This is a genomic window from Pelagimonas varians (assembly GCF_003208435.1).
GTDB lineage: Bacteria > Pseudomonadota > Alphaproteobacteria > Rhodobacterales > Rhodobacteraceae > Pelagimonas > Pelagimonas varians.
This window is the reverse complement of sequence record NZ_QKMF01000021.1, coordinates 1-20,714: the sequence shown is the minus strand read 5'-3', so window position 1 is coordinate 20,714 and position 20,714 is coordinate 1. Positions and strand designations below refer to the sequence as shown.

Sequence of the window (20,714 nt, the reverse complement as noted above, 5' to 3'; positions counted from 1 at the left end):
GCGCATTGATTGATTTATGCGTTGGCTGTTTGGCCTTCGGCTTCGGCCTGACGGCGCTGAAGCTCGGTGCGGTATAGCGCGACGAAATCGATTGTTTCCAGGTTCAATGGCGGAAAGCCGCCGTCACGGGTCACATCTGAAACGATGCGGCGAACGAAGGGGAACAACATACGTGGGCATTCGATCAGCAAGAACGGATGCATCTGGTCTTCTGGAATGCCTTCGATGTTGAAAACACCTGCATAATCCAGTTCCAACAAGAACAGCTGTTCTTTGGCCGAAGCGGACTTGCTGTCCACTTTCAACTTCATGACAACTTCGTACTGATTCTCTGCAGTGCGTTTTTTCGCGTCCAGGTTTACCTGAACGGATACCTCTGGCTGAACTTCGCCAGAAACACCTTTTTGCGCCAAAATGTTTTCGAAAGAAAGATCGCGAATGAACTGAGCCAGAACATTCATTTTGGGCGCTTGGGGTGCTGCTTCAGCACCGTTATTTTCTGCCATGGTTCGGCCTCCAATTTGAAATCGATCCAATGCATATCAGCCATCAATCAAAGGCTCAATGCCCGGTCTTTATGTCGGACTTTAATGACGTGTCCATCCTGATCCGGGGTGATTTGGATTCTTCCCATCAGGCACTTCTGTGAACTCACCTTCGATGACTTCTTCGGTGGGACGTGCAGCTGGACGGTGCTGATTTGGATGCTGACTGTGCATTTCTCCTCCCATCTGGAAGCTGGATACCGTTACCCGCTTGCGCGCCCAAGCAAAGACTGCGGATCGGACGGGCGGTGCAAGCAGTGCAAAACCAACGAAGTCGGTGAAAAATCCGGGTGTCAGCAGCAATGCGCCGGAAATCAGGATCATTGCACCATGCGCCAAAGGTTCGCTTGGATCATTCAGCTGAGAGAAACTGCTTTGAAGATTGGATATAGCTTGCCGGCCTTGTGCGCGTACCAACCAAGTGCCCAAAATAGCGGTCAATACCACTACAGCCAAGGTCGGCCATAGGCCAATCAGCCCGCCAACCTGTATAAACAGTGCGATCTCGATCAACGGGACAGAGAGAAAGGCGATAAACAGCCACATTGCTTTTGGTTCCTTTTGTCGGCTCAGGTGGACTAACCCGCCTGCAACACCTACATAGGTATTCAAACAAGAATATTCCATGACCGCCCCCAAACGAGGTGCAGATGAACTCGCATATCATTGAACTTCTGGTACTTGCCGGAATCGCCGTTTTTTTGGTTCTGCGTTTGCGCAGTGTATTGGGAACGCGTGAAGGTTTTGAAAAACCGCCCGTTCCTCAAAGTGAGGGCCGCGATGCGCGGCGTGATTTTGAAGTTATCGAAGGCGGCCCAGATCGCGACATCGCCGATCATGTTGCCGAAGACAGCGATTCTGCCAAAGCGCTTGCCGCGATGAAACGCATTGATCCATCCTTTTCTGTGGTGGAATTCTTGGGCGGTGCCCGCGGCGCCTATGAGATGATCCTGATGGGATTTGAACGTGGAGAGATCGATGATCTTAAACCGTTTTTGTCCGAAGAGGTTTATGAGACGTTTGAAACGGTTGTCGCCAGCCGCGCTGAACAAGGCCTGACAATTGAGGCCGAATTCATCGGTGTGCGTGAATTGGCACTGGCCGAGGCAACGTTTGACGATTCTACAAACACCGCGGAAATCACCGTCCGCTATGTTTGCGATCTGACGTCGGTCGTAAAAGACGCCGAAGGTCAGGTGATCGAAGGATCTGCTACTGCCGTCAAAAAGCAAAAAGACGTCTGGACCTATGCACATGTCATGGGCAGCTCGGACCCGAACTGGCAGCTTGTCGCCACGGACGAATGACGCAGATTGTCCTTACGTTTTTTTCGGTAGTATTCTCGGCGGTGTTGGCAATGACACAGGCAGCAAATGCGGAATCTGAGGTGTCTTACGCCATTTTGGGGTTCGAAGACCTTGATGGTTGGGACAAAGACGACCACGCCGCTGCGCTGACTGTGTTCCGCAACACTTGTCGCGATATGAAAGATCCGGATTGGACATCCCTGTGCAATCTCGCAAGTGAAGCAGGCAATGCCCGCCAGTTTTTTGAGCTGTTTTTCAGGCCAGTGCAGATTACAAATGGCACCGATGGCCTGTTCACCGGCTATTTTGAACCGGAGCTGGACGGCGCACCCTACAAGAGTGACCGTTACCGTTATCCGATTTATAAAATGCCAAGCGAGGCGCGCAGTCAGCGCCCTTGGCTGACGCGGCGCGATATTCTAACCAGCGGTGTTATGGACAATCGCGGCTTGGAAATCACTTGGGTTGACGACGCGGTCGAGCTGTTTTTCTTGCAAATTCAAGGCTCCGGCCGGGTTCGCTATCCGGATGGCAGTTACATTCGTGTTGGATATGGCGGTGCCAACGGGCATTCCTATCGGTCAATTGGTCAAGAAATGGTTCGGCGTGGCATTTATTCTCCGCATCAAGTGTCTGCACAAGTGATCAAAAGTTGGGTGCGCCGGAATCCAGTTGAGGGACAGGAACTGCTGTTTCACAATCAGTCTTACGTCTTCTTTCGCGAAGTCAGCGAAGTTCCGTCCCACAAAGGCCCTTTAGGGGCAATGAACCGGTCGATTACGACAATGAGGTCGATCGCTGTTGATCCTGACTTTACACCTTTAGGTGCTCCGGTTTGGATCGAAAAAAGCGGCAAAAACCCGCTGCGGCGTTTGATGATCGCGCAAGATACTGGATCAGCGATCAAAGGTGCGCAGCGCGCAGATATTTTTATAGGAACGGGTGACAAGGCAGGGCAAATCGCTGGCAGGATCAAGGATCCCGGTCGACTTGTAGTACTGATGCCCATTCAGCGTGCCTATGCGCTGCTGCCGGAAGCGGTGCAATGACCAAACGGCGTCTGCGCCCTGAGGAACTTGAGCTTTGGCAACAAGTGGCGCGCCGCACGGATCCTTTGCAAAAGCAGAGACCGAAGCCGGTCGAACCCTCAATGTCAAAAAAGATTTCGCGGCCGAAAGTGGAACCACCGCGCGAGTCGATATCACCATTTTCGATGGGTGAACGGGCTATTAGACAAACTGAAACCCATGTTTTTCCCAAATCGACGTCGCAAAAGATCAAGTCCGATCCCCTGCAGATGGATAGTAAAGCCTTCACGCGAATGAAGCGCGGAAAACTGGTGCCAGAGGCGCGAACTGATTTGCATGGGTTGACGTTGGATCAGGCGCACCCGGAATTGATCCGCTTTATTTTGACGTCGCAGGCCAGAGGCCTCCGCTTGGTTCTGGTGATCACAGGTAAAGGCAGCCGCGAAGACCCGTATGATCCGATGCCTCGGCGCCGTGGTGTTTTGAAAACACAGGTCCCGCAATGGCTCCGTATGGCACCTATCGCACAAGCGGTTTTGCAAGTGGCGGAAGCGCATCAACGGCACGGCGGGGCAGGGGCTTACTATGTGTATTTGAGGCGGTTTCGTTAGCTAGACTGCGAAAATCCGGTCGGAGTATTTCGCCAAGTATATCCGCAGCCACGGAGTATACAGGTCAGGCGTGTCCAAAACACGCTGCTTTAAATCGCTAAGCTCAACCCATTCATAGGCCATCACTTCGGATGGATCTGGGGTGATGGCCAGATCGCGATCCGCTTTGGCAACAAAAAGATCAACGACCTCATGTTCAATCAGACCGCTGCCAACATCTGCACGATACTCGATTTGATCGCGGTATCTGGGGACGATGCCCTTGATCCCCAACTCTTGGTCTAAACGCCGGATTGCGCAATCCAATGGTTTTTCGCCCCAATGCGGGTGGGTACAGCAGCTGTTGGCCCACAAGCCGGGCGTGTGGTATTTCCCCAATGCGCGGCGCTGGATCAATGTCTGTGTTCCGGACATTACAAATACTGACACGGCCTTGTGACGTAGCCCCTGTTGGTGCGCAGCCAATTTCCCGACCGGAGCCAGCATTCCGTTGACCCAAGCGGGAATCACCGCTGTCCAATCTGTGTCTTGATGATCTGTCATTTTGGCTACTTGGCGGGCGAAATCATCTTGGTCAAGGGCCAGATCTGGCAGCTTGATCATGCCAATGGTCTTATGGTCGCATGTTTTTCCCATTTAGGACTATTGTTGCCCCCCCGTGCGGTTTGATAGGCTGTTGCTCAGGACTGCGCGACTATGATGGAGAACAACATGAAATTGACGATCGCATCGGCTTTGGCCGTAGCAACTATCGCTTCTGGTGCTTTGGCTGAATCTGGCGACGCAGCTGCCGGTGAAAAAGTGTTCAAGAAATGTAAGTCTTGCCACATGATCCAGGATGCTGCTGGCGAAAACATCGTAAAGGGCGGCAAAACTGGACCCAACCTTTATGGCATTGTTGGCCGTACAGCCGGTTCATTTGAAGGCTTCAAATACGGCTCGGATATTGTTGCCGCTGGCGAAGGTGGACTGGTTTGGGACGAAGAGACTTTCGTTGCCTACGTTGCTGACCCCAAGGCTTTCCTGCGGGAACATCTGGGTGACGACGGTGCAAAGTCCAAAATGACTTACCGTCTGAAAAAAGGCGCGGAAGATGTATACGCCTATCTGGTTTCGGTTGGTCCAGCTGCCGAATAAAACAGGCTTTGGCTCTGATCGGAGCCGGTCAAACTAAAAGGTGCGCCTCTCGGGGCGCACCTTTTTTGTGTGTAGAAAGTTAGCACTCAAGTGGCAGTCTCTTACTGCGTGAGATTTGCAGTCTGGGCCGATACGCCAACCACAGAGCCGATCAGCTCGAGAATCGTGCGTACAGCTGTAATCGGAGATTCAGTTGCCAATACTGTGTCGCCAGGCTGCACAGGGAATTTACGCGCGGCGAAAAGACCGTCTGCCGTGATTAGGTTAAACGCGAACACAACTTGTTGCAGGTCTGGACCGGCTTGGCCACTCGACGACAAAGCGCTGACCGGATAGTCGCGCAACACAAGAACCCCCTGTGGGTCGGCGCGGTAGTCCGATAGTCCGCCCATCAATGAAATAGCTTCAAGTGCTGTCAGTTCTTCCTTAGGGAAGTAAATGAGATCCTCTTTGCCAGAGGCTCCAAAGGCGACAAAACTCCGGTCGTCCTCTTCAATGATCAAAGAATCCCGAGGCCGCAACAGAGCGTTTTTAGACCCGTCAGACATCAAAAGTTCTGCGGAAATTTCATATGTTTCACTGCCGCGCAAAAGACGAACGCGCGGATTGCGAAGTGCAGGAGGGATGCCGCCGGCATCAGCCAAAACATTGAGAACTTTGTAGTTTCGGGAGGGCATCGGATAGCTGCCCGGGTTTTTCACACCGCCAACGACATCAATCGAATGATCGCGGCCCTGTTGTAGGCTGACCTGAACCTGTGCGGATGGCACAATTGGTTCCAAACGTTCCTGTATTTTCGCGCGTGCGCCAGAAGAGGTCAAACCACGGATACCGACCTTGTTGACATAGGGCAAAAAGACGGAGCCATTTGAATCAACTTCGACGTTGTCAATATTCGTGTAGCGTTCACCCGGGTTGGTCAAAAGAGAATTCTCTTGGCTGTCCCAGATGGTCACGTTTATTTTGTCACCGGTTCGAATGATAGATGAGTTGCTACCACTTGATGTCTGCGGCCAATGGAAATGACCATGCCACCCTGCCGATGGCCAAGCCAACAATCCGGGAATATTGGCGCGGGTTACTTCTACAACTTGGTAAGTCGGGTTTTCCGAATACTGCACATCGGTCACTTCGGATTGGACACCCGACCCCCGAGGCAATACGGAGCACGCCGAAACGGCCACAAGCGATACAACAGTCGCGATCAATTTCAGTTTGGAATGCAATTTCGCCCCCGACCTTCAAATGGCCACTAATTCATTTGTAGCTTTTTGAGTAACTGATAGACAGTTCGACGATCATTTGAAAGCAGATTGAGGTCAAACCGTGGCGCCAAGTCCGCAAAATATGAAAGTTCTTGTGCTGGGCGCAAGCGGGAAACTGGGAAAAATGCTGCGCGCAGTTTGGGCGGAACAGCGCTCGCCTTTGGTCGATCTCGTATATTGCGCTAGGCAGAGCCCGAAGAGGGCGGGCGATGTGCAGTGGTCTCCCGGTGATAGAACAGATCACCTCCCATGTGTTGATGCGATTGTAGCGCTTTGGGGGGCCGTTCCGGGGTCTGGGCATAGTCTGGACAGCAATTCTACGCTTGCACGCTCTGCCATTGAGTTGGCGTCATCCCTTGGTGCGACCCGCGTTTTGCATTGTTCGAGCGCTGCGGTTTATCACCCAAACGGAGCGCCGCTTCGGGAAGAAGACGATGTCGAACCACCCACTGAGTATGGCAAGTCCAAGCGAAGCATGGAGCGTTTGATTGAGCAGTTGTCTCAGGAACCGGGCGCACCCAGCATGGTTTCTATGCGCATTGCCAATGTGGCTGGTGCGGATTCGCTTTTTGCCAATATGAAACCAGGCGGCAGCTTGCGGCTGGATCGGTTCGCGGACGGGCAGGGACCCCTGCGCAGTTATGTCGCGCCAGATGATCTGGCCCGTGCTATTGTTGCGTTGGTACTTGTCAAAGATATTGCGGGGCCAGTCAATATTGCCGCACCCGCAGTGACGGCGATGCATGATTTAGCCTTGGCCGTCGGGTGTCGGGTGGCTTGGCAAGATGCGCCGCCGCAGGCGATTGCGTCAGTGTCTCTCAATACGTCAAAACTGGCGCGAATATTGCCTTTGTCAGACCGTTCATCAGACGCGTCTTACTTGGTTAATAGTGCGCGCCGTGGGGGCGTTTGGCCATGACATTTGGAAAGCGCGCCGCGGATATCTTCTTTGTGCTGTTGTTTCTGGTGCCTTTGGCACCAGCGATTGTTTTGGTTGCTTTTGCCATTCTTATTCGCGAGGGGCGGCCTGTGATCTATGTGTCTGAACGGATGAAGACACCGGATCAGCCGTTTGGCCTGATGAAATTCCGCACAATGTATCATGACGATGCTGATAGCGGTGTTTCGGGCGGTGACAAGTCGAACAGGATCACTAAAACGGGTCAATTCCTGCGACGGTATCGGCTGGATGAGTTGCCCCAGCTGTGGAATATTTTTCGCGGTGACATCAGTTTTGTGGGTCCACGCCCACCGCTTCGTAGATACGTTGACATGTTTCCGGAGCTGTATTCGAAGGTGCTACAATCACGGCCGGGGGTCACTGGCCTTGCCACTCTAGCATTTCATCGGACAGAAGAGCGGTTGCTTGAGCCATGCAAAACGGCGGAAGAAACCGAAGAGGTTTACTGCCGCCGTTGTGTGCCTAAAAAGGCCAAGCTTGACTTGATTTATGCGGAAAACCAATCCTTTTGCGGTGATGTGAAACTCATGACTGCGACGGTTCTTCGCAAAATTTCGCTCCACTAATTCGTTGGTTCCGGTTTTATTTTCGGATGGGCTGGATGTTCATGTAGCCAATTGTTGGCCCCATCCATTGCCGACCGCTCAGGATATATCCTCCGCTTTCGACAACATATGTGTTGGTAAATGACACATAAGGATCAGAGCAATCTGCAGTGACAACGGTGCCCCTGCTATTTACGGCACCCAAGGCCACCGGAACCGTTCCGCCAGTCGCAAGTTTACATTCGTAAACCGAAGTGATCGTTCTGTTGTCAGATGTCAAAAACCGCTGCGCATAGTTGACTGTGCCGGCTGACCGTGACCGAACCTTAGACATCAACGCGCCTTCTTCGGAGGACATCAAGTCACCGCCAAAACCGCGTGTTGACACCATTTTGCCGCGATCAACAACAATGGCCTGACGTGATGACGACCCAAAGGTTTGCATCCGTCCATTTCTTTCGACTTCAACCATAATGAACTGAGCTGTCGTTTTTTCTATCACAAAAACCGACGACGGTTTTCCAGAACTGGCCAGCAACGCGTTGATCTGCTGCGGGCTCACAACCGGCGGGGCTGGCTTCTTGTTCGACAGCATTGCCGGAAAAGACTTGGCCCTTTCAAGCGCATTAGGTTGCGAGCTGCTGCACGCTGCGACTGCCAATAGGCTGGCGACCGCAAGCCCCAGTTTGGCACAAGTTCGAATGTTCATCGCCAGAACCTTCCCCAGGATTTTGCAATTTCAGGTTCGTGGTATTCCCGAACATGTTCATAAAGCCGCCCACGTACTTTCAAACGGGCACCGCCATCACGTGACAGGGATTGAATAACTGTCGGGTTAACTTTGCGGCTTGGTTGACCAATGAACGGCGACAACGGAATCCAAAAACGTAGTCCTTTGTCAAACGACCCTTCGCCAAATTCTTCCGAAGTTACATCTGTAAAGGTCGCATAAGCGCCAACTTTCCAACCGTTGCTGAATTCTTTGTCTAGCGTGATGGTGGCACCATAGTCGCCAGCAAGGTAGCGACCCACGTCTAGCTGACCGTGAAAACCTTTGCCCATATCGTAGTAGGCAGAAACATGGCCGTTCAAGTGAGGTATCTCAAACTCTTCTCCGGAAACGGGGTCTTCAGTTGTCATATCCTGAAAGCCGAACAGCTGATTGTAATCACGGCGTTGGATGTAGTTCAACTCAGCTCCAAGCGCCAAACGGCTGCCGACGGGTTTCCACAGGATTTCTGTTGAAAGTCCACCATACATGCGTTCCAGATATCCAACAGAAACGCGGGAATAGAACTGTGATGCTGGGCGCCCGTACATTGCCAGTTGTAAATATTCGATCGCAGGGTCGCCTTCGGCCGAATATAAGGCGTTGTCGGTACGTACACGAGGCAGGCCGGATTCATCTTGCCGCGGATCTTCGTCGAGGTTCCCCAGCAATTTTTTGGTGATCGATCCGGATAAAATGATGTTCGATGTAATCTCGTAATCAGCTTTTGCGCGAATGCCAGCGTCAAGTCGAACCGGTTGATCGGGATCAAACACCGAAGCATCTACATAAGGTGTAATTGCCCAAGTGAATTTGGGATAAATTCCGGGGTTCGGGGCAGGGGCCAACTTGTAAGCATCCACAACGCTGGTTTGAACCAGCATGTCAGTGGCGGCCTCATGCTCCAACCTTTCCAAATCCGAACGTTTCAAAACAATCGCTGACATTGGAATGCCAGTCGCGATTGGAATGATCACGAATTCTTCGACCGACGCGGGCATGCTGCGCGACATGGAGCGTGCCAATCGTCCGATGGCCTGTGAAGGAACGTTGTAAGTTGGATTTACGACACGAACAGTTGCCCGATGTGCTTCGAGGGTCAGGCCTTCGACAATCAAACCGTCTTTGGCCGCAAGTTGCGTCAATGCAGCTTGTGCCGAAGCGGAGGCATTTGGATTTGTTGTCCAGCCCAGATCGCGGACATCGCTTGGGTTTCTTGGCTTTATGGGCAGGCCAGCTGTTTCAAAGCCACCGGGAACTCCTTGAGTTCTGGGATTAACAGCGATTGAGAACTGAGCGCCTAATGTGTCACCATAGGCGTGATAAATCGACATCTGATTGCCGTTTTTGAAATGGTAGTCGACGCCAAAATTCCAAGGACTTGTGTAGTTGATTTGACCGCGCTCATCTTCAGCTTCATAGATGTCTGAGGAATATTCCAGTTTGAAATTCCAGCGATCGTTTGGCGCATACGAAACCCCACCAAAGGCCGCAACGTCACCACGGAACCAGCGATCAACAGTCGGAATTCCGCCTTCTTCCAACGTTTCATCAGGGCGTGTTCCAGTGGTGGCAAAAGGGTTATTCCCGCCAAATCGACCCCAACCAAAGCCGCCGGTAACTTTCAAACCCGGAGTGAGGGTCTTGGTGGCAACCAAATATTCGCCGCTGTATAGGCCGGTTCCCAACACATCTTGGAGGCCCAAGGTCAAGGATGGCCGATATTGCGATTCAGTCAATATTTGATAGCGTAGGTCGAAGCTTCTATCAAAATATGTATTGTCCCAGCCGCCGGTATATCCTGCCAAAGCCGAATATCGAAAGCTTGCGCTCAGACGTTCAGAGATTTGAAAGCTAATCGATGTTCTGGTGGTTTCACCCAGCTGTGCGACTGTGGTGGTCAACGTCCCGTCAGGCAGCGCTTCGGCTGTCGGCATGTCCACAAGCCCGGGCGAGCCGTAAAGGTTGTTGGAAACAATGTTCCTGTTTTCTTGGGCTGAAGCGAAAAACGCAACGGAACCCAAGGCCGCCGAAAGAGATATGCAGCCAACCAAGGCGCGGCTTTTGACCGTTTTCATGCGAAATTGCGGCATGCCTGCTTCTCTCCAATTCATATTTTCAATGCACATTTCTAGAATTTATAGAGGAATCTGTCCATTCATCAATGCACGATGTTGTCCGGCTGTGTGAAATTCGGAACACAGATTTCGACCATCTTTTAACCCAACATTTTTAAACATTAACGCGGTGGTAAACCCCTACGGGTTAAACCTTTCCTCGGTGAGTAAAAAAGGTGGTGAGATGAGTGGCGACAGCAATGTGCGGCCAGTCATCATCAAACGAAAGAAAATCGTCGCTGGCGATGGGCATCATGGTGGTGCTTGGAAAGTGGCGTATGCCGACTTTGTGACAGCAATGATGGCTTTCTTTTTGTTGATGTGGCTGTTGAATGCAACAACTGAAAAACAACGCAAAGGCATAGCGGATTATTTTAGTCCTACGATTGCCATGGCACGGGTTTCCGGTGGCGGGAGCGGTGCGTTAGGCGGGGATTCTGTCTTTGCCGAGAATACTTTGCCCCGAATGGGAACGGGTTCCACGAGCTTGAAGGCGCAAGCCAACAACCAAGCTGCTGGTGGTTTCGCGTCGGGTGAAGACGCCGACAAAGCCGCAGAAGACGAAGTGTTCGAAGAGGTCGAAGATTTTTTGATGGGGAGAGGCGGCGAAAGCATGGTCGCCGACGAACTACTAGAGCACATAATGACCCGGGTCACCGACGAGGGGCTGGTTATCGAGTTGTTCGAAACGGAAAACGCCCGGCTGTTCGATGATCGAGCCAGACCGACAGCCCTGCTGAAAGACCTGTCGAGAGTGCTGGTCGAGGCATCCTATATCGTATCCAATCCGCTTGCTGTTGAGGGGCATACCTCTGCCTATCCAATTGTTTTGGCTGAAAACCCTTCTTGGGATGTGTCCGCACAACGGGCCTCTGAGTTCCGGCAGCTGATGCTTTCCTCTGGCTTGGAGGCTGGTCGGGTAAAAAGGGTCACTTCATATGCGGACCGTGAACCTACCCGCGAGAACACAATGGATATCCGTAACAACCGAATTGAAATTGTGTTCTTAAGAAACTTGTAGCCGATCATTTAAGATTCAATCGAATTTTAGCTGTTAGGTCAGCGTTAAGCTGAGCGCCTTATCTGTTGTCTCCAATATTGAAAGAGACAGCAGAAAGGCGTTTCCATGACGATATCTTCTTCGCTCAATGCAGGTGTGTCTGGCCTAGCAGCCAACGCAACCCGGCTTGGGACTATTTCCGATAACATCGCGAATTCTTCGACCAGTGGGTACAAGCGGGTAGAAACCGACTTTTCTTCGATGGTTATGGCGAGCAACGGCGGTGGCTATACCGCTGGTGGCGTACGAACAACAACACAGCGTTTGGTTGATCAAAGTGGCGCGCTGGTTGGCACGACGAATGCGACGGATTTGGCTGTTCGTGGAAATGGATTTTTGCCAGTCGCAGAAGCAACGGAGGTGAAGGCTGGCGCTGAAAACCCTCAGATGTTTCTGACTTCGACCGGTTCTTTCCGGGTGGATGCAAATGGGTACCTAAAGACTGAATCAGGATTGATGCTTTTGGGTTGGCCGGCGTCCTCCGATGGCACTATGCCAACCTACCCGAGGGACTCATCGAGTAGCCTTGAACCTATTCAGATCAATTTGAACCAGTTCACCAGCGAACCGACAACCACAATTACACTGGGCGTTAACTTGCCGGCGACCGGGACAGATTCCACTGCAACAGGTGATCCGGTTACGCAGTCCGTCGAGTATTTTGACAATCTTGGGCGGTCTGAAAATCTCACAATGACCTATACGCCAACGATCCCGGCGACAGGCTCATCAAACGAGTGGACGGTGGTCATTAGCGACTCCGCAACGGATGCAGCAAGTAACCCCATCGGTGAATACGTCGTTACATTTGACTCCTCGTCTGGTTCTGGCGGTTCGATTTTGTCGGTCGCGACTACGTCTGGCGGTACCTACGATCCCTTGACGGGTGACTTGATTGTGAACGTCAACGGCGGGCCGTTGGAGATTAGTATTGGCGAACCCGGCAGCAACGCTGGTTTGACACAGGTTGGTGACAGATTTCAGCCGCTAAACATTTCCAAAGATGGTTCGCCGGTCGGCAAAATGACAACCGTGGAAGTGGATGAAAACGGTTTTGTTCATGCCTTTTTTGACACCGGGATTTCAAAAACAATCTATCAGGTTCCGCTGGTTGACGTTCCCAATCCAAACGGGATGGTCGCAATGGACAAGCAAATCTACATGGTTTCTCCCGAAAGCGGAAGTTTCTTCCTTTGGGATGCCGGTGATGGACCAGTAGGTGATGTCGTCCCATACGCCCGAGAAGAAAGCGCCACCGATGTTGCTAACGAATTGACGGCAATGATCCAAACGCAGCGCGCCTATTCATCGAACGCCAAAGTCATCCAGACCGTTGATGAAATGCTGCAAGAAACCACAAATATCAAACGCTGACGTAATACCGTCAGACCTTTGAAGGAGGTCGCCAAATGTCTCTTACGGGTGCACTTTACAACGCTTTTAGTGGCCTTACGGCCAATTCCCGGGCGGCCGCACTGGTTTCCACCAATATTTCTAATGCAACAACCGAGGGGTACGGGCGGCGCGAGCTCGCCCTAACCCCCGGGTCGTTGGGCACGTCTGGAGGCGTCCGCATTGCTGGAGTTATCCGGCACAATGACCCTGTTATTATTGCTGATCGGCGCGTGTCTGACGCCGAATTGGCCTATTCAAATAGCATGTATACCCATTCTAAACAGCTGGAAACACTGGTTGGAGAGTCTGGTAGTGCAGGGGCTCTTGCTACCCGGGTCACTGCTTTTGAAAATTCGTTATTGTCGGCTGCAACCGACCCGTCTTCGTCTCAACGGCTTGAAAACGTTGCAACATCGGCAACGTCTTTGACACAGTCCTTGCATAAATTATCAACTGAAATTCAGCAGTCCCGGCAAGCGGCCGATACTTCCATCGGCCAACAAGTTGAATCACTAAATATCGCGCTGGGCCGACTTGATGCGATCAATGACGCGGTTGTTAAAGCCAGCTCCACAGGGTCGGACGTTGCGACGCTGTACGATGAACGTGCCGTAATTCTGGACAGTATTTCCGATATTGTGCCCCTACGTGTTGTTCAACGTGATCGGGGTGCAATTGCACTTTTTACGACCAATGGGGCAACTTTGCTTGATGGGTCACCAATGGAAATTGGCTTTGAAACCGTCAATGCAATCGGCCCCGGCATGTCATTAGCAGATGGAGACTTGAACGGTTTAACTGTGAACGGCCTTGCAATGAATTCGACATCATCGGGTTTCTTCGCGGGTGGCAGTTTAGCGGCACAGTTTGAAATTCGAGATCAGGCCGCCCCAGAGAGCCAAGCAGAACTGGATGCAATTGCACGCGACCTGATTGAAAGGTTGGGGCCAGGCGGCCCAGACGCGACACTTGGTGCTACAGACCCCGGCTTGTTTACCGATGCTGGCACTGCTTTGGATCCTCTCAAAGAAGTTGGCCTAGCTGGCCGAATTGAACTCAACTCTCTTGTTGCTCCTGACTCCGGTTCTGTTTGGCGATTGCGGGATGGTCTTGGAGCTGCGGTTCAAGGTGAAGTTGGCGAAGGGCGTTTGTTGCAGTCAATTTCTGAAGCGTTGAACACGTCATCTATTCCCAGTTCAGCCACGCTTCCTTCAGTTTCTCGAAGCTTTGTTAACCATATCTCAGAGTTTTCATCAAATGCTGCGGGTACGCGGGTGCGGGCCGAAAATGAACATAGCTTTCTTTCGTCACAAAACACTGCGCTAAGCGAGTTGGAGTTTTCAAAAGGGGTCGACACCGACCAAGAGCTTCAACGGCTTATGCAGATCGAACAACACTTTACCGCAAACGCAAAAGTCATGTCTGTCGTTGATGAGTTGATGGAACGTTTGATGTCTATCTGAGGAGGAAGACAATGGAATCAGTAGGGGATATGGCCCGCTCTTTGGTCTTGCGGACAAACCAAGTGCGCCTGCGTGAGCAGATGGACCAGTTGGCAGTTGAGGTTGCAACCGGTTTTGTCACCGATTCTGCGCAACATTTGAATGGGGACTTGACCAGTTTGCAAGAGGTCGACCGAACGCTTTCAAAATTGTCTGCCTATCGCATCAACACAACCGAGGCGACGTATATTTCAGGAACGATGCAGTCATCTTTGGGTGAAATGCAGTCCCGCAGTGAAACGCTGTCGCAAATTCTGATAGCTGCGGAATTGACACCAACTGCGCCGCTACTGAAAACAATGTCTGATGACGCCGAAAACGCTTTGGGGCAGGTCATGAATGGCCTCAACCGCTCTGTGGCCGGGCGTTCTCTGTTCGGTGGAACGGCGACGGATCGGCCTGCCGTCTCTTCAAGTGAAGATATGCTTGCTGACCTCCGGATTGCATTGGCAGCTGAAACCACATTGGCAGGAGTCGAATCTCAGCTGGACACTTTTTTTGGTGCCGGTGGCGGCTATGAAACGGTCACTTACGAAGGATCGGCAACTGGGTTGGCAAGCCTTAAGCTGAGTGAAACGGAAACCGCCGATATTGATATTCGGGCAACGGACCCAGCATTTCGCGAATTGCTAAAACCGTTGGCTATGGCCGCGTTGGCCGCAGATGACAGCTTGGGTTTCGATACAGATTTACAAGTCGAGTTACTGGCGAAGTCGGGGCGAGAACTGCTTGCGGCTCAACAATCGATAGTCGAACTGCGGGCGGGTTTGGGCGCAGTGGAGGCCCGCATCGAAGACACAACCGCACGCAATGCAGCAGAAACAGCCTCTACCAGTTTGGCGCGTTTGGATTTGGTTGGAACGGATCAATATGAGTCAGCCACTAAATATGAAAACGTTCGTGGCCAGCTAGAAAGCCTTTATGCGATCACAGCCAGATCTCAACGGCTGTCGCTGGCGGAGTACTTATGATGATTTTTCGCGCCGTAGCAATTTTTGCATTGGTCATGGGATTTTCCCACGTCACAGATGCGCACGCCCAGTCAGTCCGAATCAAAGATCTCGTCGAAGTGGATGGCGTAAGATCAAATGATCTGGTGGGGTATGGTTTGGTAGTGGGCTTGAACGGTACCGGGGACGGTCTTCGAAACTCTCCATTTACCGAAGAAATCATGTCCAATATCCTGGAAAGACTGGGTGTCAATGTCACAGGTGAACAGCTCAGGCCTCGAAACGTCGCTGCAGTTCTGGTTACGGGTCGGTTACCTGCCTTTGCACGGACTGGCGGGCAGATTGATGTTACGGTTTCTGCTATTGGCGATTCCAAAAGTCTCCTGGGCGGCACTTTGATTATGACGCCGCTCAATGCCGCCGACGGCCAGATCTACGCTGTTGCCCAAGGAACGGTAATCGCAGGTGGCATATCGGCAGAAGGGGATGCTGCAAAAGTAGTTCAAGGCGTGCCCACAGCAGGTGTGATCCCCTCAGGGGCACGCGTGGAGCGGGAAATTGAATTTGATTTCAGTCAGCTGTCATCATTGCGCCTAGCTCTCAGAGAGCCTGACTTTACAACTGCTGCCCGCATAGAAGATGTGATCAATAGGGCTGTGGGTCGTGGCGCTGCGACAATGTCCGATGCAGGCACAGTGAATGTTGACCTGACTAAAACCGGAGCCAGGTCCCCGGCCCGCGCTGTTGTTGCCATTGAAAACTTGTCTGTTGAGCCAGAGCGCAAGGCTCGGGTTGTGGTTGATCAACGATCGGGCACAATTGTTATGGGGTCAGATGTACGCATTTCTAGAGTTGCTGTATCGCAGGGAAATTTGACACTGCGTATCGAAGAAGCTCCCTTGGCCATTCAGCCCAACCCATTTAGCGATGGTGATACTGTTGTCGTTCCTAGAACTGGGGCAGCAATTGAGGAAGAGCCGGGGATTGGGTTGGCTGTTGTTCCTGAGGGCACTTCCTTGTCCGAGGTTATCGCCGGACTGAATGCTCTGGGCGTGAGCCCAAGAGACATGATCGATATCCTAAAAAGTATCAAAGCTGCCGGGGCCCTTCACGCTGATTTTGTCGTTATGTAAAAACCTGCAGTTTTGCAGAGGTTTCTTTAACCGCCTGCTGTCAATGTAATGACTGAATTTATACTGGGAGTTCAGATATGCTGGGAATCATCGGAATTGTCGTGATTTTCGTAATGGTATTCGGTGGCTACCTGGCCGCAGGGGGGAAACTGGGTATTATTCTCAAAGCACTGCCATTTGAGTTCATGATGATCGGCGGTGCAGCCGCAGGAGCCTTTCTAATTGCCAATGATGGTCCGACGGTTAAACATACTCTCAAAGATATCTCAAAGGTATTCAAAGGTGCAAAGTGGAAAAACGAAGATTATCGCGATCTGCTATGCCTTTTATTTGAGTTGATTCGCTTGGCAAGGCAAAATCCAGTCGCAATTGAAGAGCATATTGAAACTCCCTCCGAGTCCAATATTTTCGAAAAATATCCAAAAATTATGGGCGACAAGTATGCAATGGAATTGATTTGCGATACAATGCGTTCCGTATCAATGAACTACGATGACCCACATCAAGTAGAAGAAGTATTGGACAAGCGAATCGACGGAATGCAGACACATGCACTTCATTCAAGTCATGCTTTGCAAGCTATGGCTGATGCGTTGCCTGCACTTGGTATCGTTGCAGCGGTTTTGGGTGTTATCAAAACAATGGCTTCTATTGACCAACCGCCAGAAGTTTTGGGAAAAATGATTGGCGGTGCATTGGTTGGTACATTTCTAGGCGTTTTTCTAGCCTATGGCATCGTTGCACCCTTCGCTTCCAAGGTCAAAGCTGTAGTGGATGAAGATCTTCATTTTTATCATTTAATTAGAGAAGTGTTGGTGGCCAATTTGCACAATCACGCAACCAATATTTGCATCGAAGTCGGTCGTCAAAACACGCCTTCCTATTTTCGCCCCACATTTGAAGACCTAGAAGAGGCATTAAAGTCAGTGAAGCAGGAGGCTGCATGACTCGTATCCTGACTCTGCTGTGTTTAATATTTTTTCCCACTCTGGGCTCAGCGCAACAAGTATCTGTTCGCAGCGGTGAGCATGGTGATTTTACACGGCTGGTTTTTAATATACCAACTGGCACCAATTGGAGCATATCTCCCTCAACCAAAGGCAATAAATTGCGGCTAAATTTGGAAATGAACCCGACATATTTTGACACTTCGACTGTGTTTGAAAAAATATCAAAAGCTAGGGTTTCAGCGTTGATGGCGGTGCCTGAAGAAGCAGCAATTGATATTGAGTTAGCATGTAACTGTGTCTCAGAAGCATTTATTTTCCAGAACAAAATGTTAGTGGTTGACGTAAAAGAAAAACTGGTGAGTGCGACTGACGATACGGGTAGGGAAATTGATTTGCCTATTGAATCTCAATTACAGGCAGGCAGTTTGACGCGATACCAAGCAGATTTTACGAAGGTATGGTTGAGTCAAGGCCCACGAATTGGGCCGAAAAAATCAGCAAATCCGATGGGATTTGATACTCCTCTGGCAAGTGCAGAGGTTAGTGGGCCAGAAATTTCAAACTCTGACCCATTTGATAATTCACAAGCAGAAATGGTCCGAGCGCAAATATTTGGCGATGTGGCGAGTGCTGCCACTCAGGGTCTATTGAATCCCACTAGCATTTTAAAGCAGCCGCCAAGAAAATTCGATGATGTGTCTCTTCAAAAACCCGGTGATCTAAATGATTTATCGGCTGATGTCGCACTACGGGAACTTGTTCTAGATCGAACTTTGGAGGCCAGTGGTAGGATTTCAATTGGTGGCCAGCAGTGTGTGCCTGACGCCTTGCTGAGTTTTACAAAATGGGAAGAAGACACTGATGACGTAAGCCTTGTGTTAGCGACCCGTCGCGGAGCCGTTTTCGGCGAGTTCGATAAAATTAACAATAGTGTTATGAATAGTTACGTTAAAAGCCTTTTGTATTTTAGCTTTGGAGCCGAAGCCCGAGAGGCGTTGACGATGATAGGCGGAGCCGAAAACAAGGTTTTCCATGCGCTGAGCTATTTGGTGGACGGAGATTCCGATCCTTCGCAGCTGTTTCAAGACCAGTTCGCTTGTGAAGGGCTGGCGGCAGTCTGGGCTGTCGTTGATGGTACCGGTCTAAGATCCACATCTGAAATTGATGAAGAATCGGTTCTACAGGGGTTCGAAATGCTGCCTAAACATTTGCGTGAACAACTAGGACCTAAAATTTCGCAAAACCTCTCGAAGAACGGATTTTCAGCACCGGCAAAAGATATACTTCGCAGATTGGAGAGAATGTTAGGTGAGGAAACGAACAGCATTACACTTGGTAAAGCACAGATTCAGCTCATGGGTGGTAACATTGATCAAGCTTCCACGGCATTCAACAATCTGGCAGAAAGTCAAAGTCCAGAGACAGCGGAAGCAATTGTGTCGGCAGTTGAAATTGCGGAGCAAACTGGCGTCAAAGTTTCCGACAGGGTTGTCGAACTTTCCGCAGCCTATTCAACCGAACTACGGAATACTGACGCTGGTTCTGAAATGTGGGAAGCACACCTAAAGTCTCTGACGATCAACGGAAGATTTGAAGATGCACTCGATGTCCTGAACAAAGTCGAAGGGGTGAATCCAAAGCTAGTTGAGGAAGCACGCAATGACATATTCGAAGCGATCTTTGATCGAGCGGATGATGTGTCATTCCTTAGGCATTTTTTCTTGATAGACTCAGAGCACTGGAACGCTCTAGGCAGTACCCAAATTTTATCTGCAGCGCGCCGAATGATGGAATTGGGGCTTCCAAACGCGGCGATTGGAGTGTTGGGGAAAGTTTCCGAGCAGCAACTAGACCGCGAAAAACGATTATTACAGGCGAGGGCTCTTCTTGATCTATCCCGACCTGAGGAGTCTGAGATTTTGTTAATTGGGTTGCAAGGGCAGGAAGTTTCGAGATTGCGCGCAGTAGCAAGAAGTCAAATGGGCGACCACAATTATGCAAGAAGTATTTTTTCTGAACTTGGACAAAAAAGTGATGCGCAAGTGGAAGCCTGGCTTTCTGGTGATTGGGAGCGAGTATCGGAAGTCGATGATGGTCCGTTATCCTCTGCGGCGGACATGATCCAATCGGAACCCAATCTAAATTCACCCAATCGAGTTTCGTTGGCTGATGTTGAATCGCTTTTCAAAGAGAGCTATAAATCTAGGGAAACCATAAAGGATATTCTGGAAGCAACGCTTCTGGAGAATTAAAGTGAATGAATTCACCGGTGTCAGGGCTCATAATCGATAGTTTGCGGTTGAGGAAAATATTATAGCGAACTGGATGGAATTGGGGTCGCGATCATGGTGCGTTTCGATACGCCGGAGGTCGAACCGTGGCTAGATTGCCCATTAGCCCTGATCCTGATCAGCCATGGCGAATACACTGGTGGTGTGCTATTGAGTGTTGCTTAGTCATTACGCGTTCTTTATTCAGCGACGCTGCGGGGCTATTTATGTTGAAAATTCCAAATTGGACAATGGAGTAGGTTGCCACGCCCCCTCTTTACGATGTCCATATTTGCCGTAGGGCGATGAGCTTTGTTAATATCCCTAGGATTTGTAATGTTTAAAGGCCGAATTTTCTCGACCAGATACCTGAGGAGATTTTGGATAAAGACAGCACATTGCAGCGACGCATAAATCATGACGGTCCTGAAGCAGGCGGATGGTGGTGCGCCGATTCCTGAGCGATGTGAGTGCCAGCTGGCTGAGTTAATAAGCCCTTGGGACCATTCAGACAGAAGACCAAGTAACCGGGTGGTTCTGGACTTAAAGCAGCGGGCGATCCAACATAGGCTTAGTCGGCCTAACACCTGCCATGTAACTGAAGGCAGTTGCCTGAATTCTACGGCCGGAACCCATTTGGTTCAATTTTTTCCATCGTTGTAGAGCTTGTAGAGACGCCTGGTTGCCTGCGGTGCGTCAGGCCAGCGCAACCAATTGCGGTTGATGAATATGATCGAAGCCACAATACCCGCACTTTCATAGCGATTTGGGCAAGCGCGTCGCCTGCCGACCTTTGAAATATACCGAGATTTTAACGCGCTTTCGCGGGTACATTGACGGCCACAGATCAATGCGCAGTCATACGTGGTTGCAACAGTGTCGCCATAAGGCTAGCTTTCTGCTTCTTCATCCACAGTTTTGTACAACTCTTCTTCGGAAAATCGTCATGCAGGCCACCGCTGAATGATCAGATTAAGATCAAGTTGTCCGGCAAACGGCTTTGTTGCACAAATCGGCTGCGGGGATTCATGTCGCGAATCCAGTGTGATAGCAGGCGGTCATGAGCAGCTGGACCCCGACGAAGTACAAGACCACAAACTGGTCGTCTTACAATGACAGCTTGAAGCAGCGCGGATCGTTGTCGATCTGGTTTGATCCGGAGATGGCTT

19 protein-coding genes and 1 pseudogene are annotated in these 20,714 nt (G+C 50.8%); 14 read left to right on the top strand and 6 right to left on the bottom strand.

Features of this window, described 5'->3' with window-relative positions:
- Positions 1–14: 14 nt before the first annotated feature.
- A complete protein-coding gene (gene secB, locus C8N36_RS20630; RefSeq protein ID WP_097806602.1) occupies positions 15–506 on the bottom strand; it encodes a protein-export chaperone SecB in 492 nt (163 codons plus the stop codon).
- A gap of 81 nt (positions 507–587) precedes the next feature.
- On the bottom strand, positions 588–1,091 hold the full coding sequence (locus C8N36_RS20625) for an FxsA family protein (protein ID WP_097806657.1): 504 nt from the start codon (positions 1,089–1,091) through the stop codon (positions 588–590).
- A 104-nt stretch (positions 1,092–1,195) separates the two neighbouring features.
- Here C8N36_RS20625 and C8N36_RS20620 point away from each other — a divergent pair, with 104 nt between their 5' ends.
- Genes C8N36_RS20620 through C8N36_RS20610 form a run of 3 tightly spaced genes read left to right on the top strand, consistent with a single transcriptional unit; the run spans position 1,196 to position 3,491 of the window.
- Complete coding sequence (locus C8N36_RS20620) at positions 1,196–1,852, top strand: Tim44/TimA family putative adaptor protein (protein WP_097806601.1); 657 nt, start codon at positions 1,196–1,198, stop codon at positions 1,850–1,852.
- Positions 1,853–1,902: 50 nt separating this feature from the next.
- Positions 1,903–2,901 (top strand): murein transglycosylase A, encoded by a 999-nt coding sequence (mltA, locus tag C8N36_RS20615; protein WP_097806656.1) that lies wholly within the window; start codon positions 1,903–1,905, stop codon positions 2,899–2,901.
- Positions 2,898–3,491: a Smr/MutS family protein gene (locus C8N36_RS20610; RefSeq protein WP_097806600.1), complete on the top strand. Its 594-nt coding sequence runs from the start codon at positions 2,898–2,900 to the stop codon at positions 3,489–3,491. The genes mltA and C8N36_RS20610 overlap by 4 nt, the downstream gene beginning before the upstream one ends.
- On the opposite strand, the gene idi is transcribed toward C8N36_RS20610, so the two are convergent.
- Positions 3,492–4,034 carry an isopentenyl-diphosphate Delta-isomerase gene (gene idi / locus C8N36_RS20605; protein ID WP_097806655.1) on the bottom strand — a complete coding sequence of 181 codons (543 nt, stop codon included), beginning with the start codon at positions 4,032–4,034 and terminating at the stop codon, positions 3,492–3,494. It abuts the gene before it with no gap.
- A gap of 168 nt (positions 4,035–4,202) precedes the next feature.
- On the opposite strand from idi, the gene C8N36_RS20600 reads away from it, so the two are divergent.
- Positions 4,203–4,628, top strand: a complete 426-nt coding sequence (locus C8N36_RS20600) for a c-type cytochrome (RefSeq protein ID WP_097806654.1) — start codon at positions 4,203–4,205, stop codon at positions 4,626–4,628.
- A 101-nt stretch (positions 4,629–4,729) separates the two neighbouring features.
- On the opposite strand, the gene C8N36_RS20595 is transcribed toward C8N36_RS20600, so the two are convergent.
- Positions 4,730–5,854, bottom strand: coding sequence for a polysaccharide biosynthesis/export family protein (locus C8N36_RS20595; protein WP_245911008.1), 1,125 nt, complete (start codon positions 5,852–5,854; stop codon positions 4,730–4,732).
- A 121-nt stretch (positions 5,855–5,975) separates the two neighbouring features.
- Here C8N36_RS20595 and C8N36_RS20590 point away from each other — a divergent pair, with 121 nt between their 5' ends.
- On the top strand, positions 5,976–6,812 hold the full coding sequence (locus C8N36_RS20590) for an NAD-dependent epimerase/dehydratase family protein (protein WP_097806599.1): 837 nt from the start codon (positions 5,976–5,978) through the stop codon (positions 6,810–6,812).
- The gene (locus tag C8N36_RS20585) at positions 6,809–7,420 is read left to right on the top strand and encodes a sugar transferase (RefSeq protein WP_097806598.1); all 612 of its coding nucleotides are present in this window, start codon (positions 6,809–6,811) and stop codon (positions 7,418–7,420) included. The genes C8N36_RS20590 and C8N36_RS20585 overlap by 4 nt, the downstream gene beginning before the upstream one ends.
- A 16-nt stretch (positions 7,421–7,436) precedes the next feature.
- On the opposite strand, the gene C8N36_RS20580 is transcribed toward C8N36_RS20585, so the two are convergent.
- Both C8N36_RS20580 and C8N36_RS20575 read right to left on the bottom strand, forming a co-directional pair.
- The gene (locus C8N36_RS20580; RefSeq protein ID WP_097806597.1) at positions 7,437–8,108 is read right to left on the bottom strand and encodes a YjbF family lipoprotein; all 672 of its coding nucleotides are present in this window, start codon (positions 8,106–8,108) and stop codon (positions 7,437–7,439) included.
- The gene (locus C8N36_RS20575) at positions 8,105–10,261 is read right to left on the bottom strand and encodes a YjbH domain-containing protein (RefSeq protein WP_245911007.1); all 2,157 of its coding nucleotides are present in this window, start codon (positions 10,259–10,261) and stop codon (positions 8,105–8,107) included. Before C8N36_RS20575 ends, C8N36_RS20580 begins: the two co-directional genes overlap by 4 nt.
- Positions 10,262–10,469: 208 nt before the next feature.
- Between C8N36_RS20575 and C8N36_RS20570 the strand changes: the two genes are divergently transcribed.
- The 8 genes and pseudogenes from C8N36_RS20570 to C8N36_RS20535 form a co-directional block, all read left to right on the top strand.
- Positions 10,470–11,306, top strand: coding sequence for a flagellar motor protein MotB (locus C8N36_RS20570; protein ID WP_097806596.1), 837 nt, complete (start codon positions 10,470–10,472; stop codon positions 11,304–11,306).
- 105 nt (positions 11,307–11,411) lie between these two features.
- On the top strand, positions 11,412–12,719 hold the full coding sequence (locus C8N36_RS20565) for a flagellar hook protein FlgE (protein WP_097806595.1): 1,308 nt from the start codon (positions 11,412–11,414) through the stop codon (positions 12,717–12,719).
- Positions 12,720–12,754: 35 nt separating this feature from the next.
- Positions 12,755–14,203, top strand: coding sequence for a flagellar hook-associated protein FlgK (flgK, locus tag C8N36_RS20560; RefSeq protein ID WP_097806594.1), 1,449 nt, complete (start codon positions 12,755–12,757; stop codon positions 14,201–14,203).
- A gap of 11 nt (positions 14,204–14,214) precedes the next feature.
- Positions 14,215–15,213, top strand: a complete 999-nt coding sequence (locus tag C8N36_RS20555; RefSeq protein WP_097806593.1) for a flagellin — start codon at positions 14,215–14,217, stop codon at positions 15,211–15,213.
- Positions 15,214–15,248: 35 nt separating this feature from the next.
- Positions 15,249–16,325: a flagellar basal body P-ring protein FlgI gene (locus C8N36_RS20550; RefSeq protein ID WP_245911010.1), complete on the top strand. Its 1,077-nt coding sequence runs from the start codon at positions 15,249–15,251 to the stop codon at positions 16,323–16,325.
- A gap of 77 nt (positions 16,326–16,402) precedes the next feature.
- Positions 16,403–17,272, top strand: coding sequence for a flagellar motor stator protein MotA (gene motA / locus C8N36_RS20545; protein WP_097806591.1), 870 nt, complete (start codon positions 16,403–16,405; stop codon positions 17,270–17,272).
- A complete protein-coding gene (locus C8N36_RS20540; RefSeq protein WP_141468219.1) occupies positions 17,269–19,527 on the top strand; it encodes a tetratricopeptide repeat protein in 2,259 nt (752 codons plus the stop codon). The genes motA and C8N36_RS20540 overlap by 4 nt, the downstream gene beginning before the upstream one ends.
- Before the next feature lie 1,078 nt (positions 19,528–20,605).
- Positions 20,606–20,714: pseudogene (locus C8N36_RS20535) on the top strand (IS5/IS1182 family transposase); the annotation flags it as partial.

What these genes read in the sequence shown, in the direction of transcription:
- C8N36_RS20590 (WP_097806599.1), top strand. Translation starts at nt 5,976, where the DNA reads ATGAAAGTTCTTGTGCTGGGCGCAAGCGGGAAACTGGGAAAAATGCTG.
- secB (WP_097806602.1), bottom strand. Translation starts at nt 506, where the DNA reads ATGGCAGAAAATAACGGTGCTGAAGCAGCACCCCAAGCGCCCAAAATG.
- C8N36_RS20600 (WP_097806654.1), top strand. Translation starts at nt 4,203, where the DNA reads ATGAAATTGACGATCGCATCGGCTTTGGCCGTAGCAACTATCGCTTCT.
- C8N36_RS20575 (WP_245911007.1), bottom strand. Translation starts at nt 10,261, where the DNA reads ATGCCGCAATTTCGCATGAAAACGGTCAAAAGCCGCGCCTTGGTTGGC.
- C8N36_RS20585 (WP_097806598.1), top strand. Translation starts at nt 6,809, where the DNA reads ATGACATTTGGAAAGCGCGCCGCGGATATCTTCTTTGTGCTGTTGTTT.
- C8N36_RS20625 (WP_097806657.1), bottom strand. Translation starts at nt 1,091, where the DNA reads ATGTGGCTGTTTATCGCCTTTCTCTCTGTCCCGTTGATCGAGATCGCA.
- C8N36_RS20580 (WP_097806597.1), bottom strand. Translation starts at nt 8,108, where the DNA reads ATGAACATTCGAACTTGTGCCAAACTGGGGCTTGCGGTCGCCAGCCTA.
- idi (WP_097806655.1), bottom strand. Translation starts at nt 4,034, where the DNA reads ATGACAGATCATCAAGACACAGATTGGACAGCGGTGATTCCCGCTTGG.
- C8N36_RS20570 (WP_097806596.1), top strand. Translation starts at nt 10,470, where the DNA reads ATGAGTGGCGACAGCAATGTGCGGCCAGTCATCATCAAACGAAAGAAA.
- C8N36_RS20610 (WP_097806600.1), top strand. Translation starts at nt 2,898, where the DNA reads ATGACCAAACGGCGTCTGCGCCCTGAGGAACTTGAGCTTTGGCAACAA.
- C8N36_RS20555 (WP_097806593.1), top strand. Translation starts at nt 14,215, where the DNA reads ATGGAATCAGTAGGGGATATGGCCCGCTCTTTGGTCTTGCGGACAAAC.
- C8N36_RS20620 (WP_097806601.1), top strand. Translation starts at nt 1,196, where the DNA reads ATGAACTCGCATATCATTGAACTTCTGGTACTTGCCGGAATCGCCGTT.
- C8N36_RS20540 (WP_141468219.1), top strand. Translation starts at nt 17,269, where the DNA reads ATGACTCGTATCCTGACTCTGCTGTGTTTAATATTTTTTCCCACTCTG.
- C8N36_RS20550 (WP_245911010.1), top strand. Translation starts at nt 15,249, where the DNA reads ATGGGATTTTCCCACGTCACAGATGCGCACGCCCAGTCAGTCCGAATC.
- mltA (WP_097806656.1), top strand. Translation starts at nt 1,903, where the DNA reads ATGACACAGGCAGCAAATGCGGAATCTGAGGTGTCTTACGCCATTTTG.
- motA (WP_097806591.1), top strand. Translation starts at nt 16,403, where the DNA reads ATGCTGGGAATCATCGGAATTGTCGTGATTTTCGTAATGGTATTCGGT.
- flgK (WP_097806594.1), top strand. Translation starts at nt 12,755, where the DNA reads ATGTCTCTTACGGGTGCACTTTACAACGCTTTTAGTGGCCTTACGGCC.
- C8N36_RS20565 (WP_097806595.1), top strand. Translation starts at nt 11,412, where the DNA reads ATGACGATATCTTCTTCGCTCAATGCAGGTGTGTCTGGCCTAGCAGCC.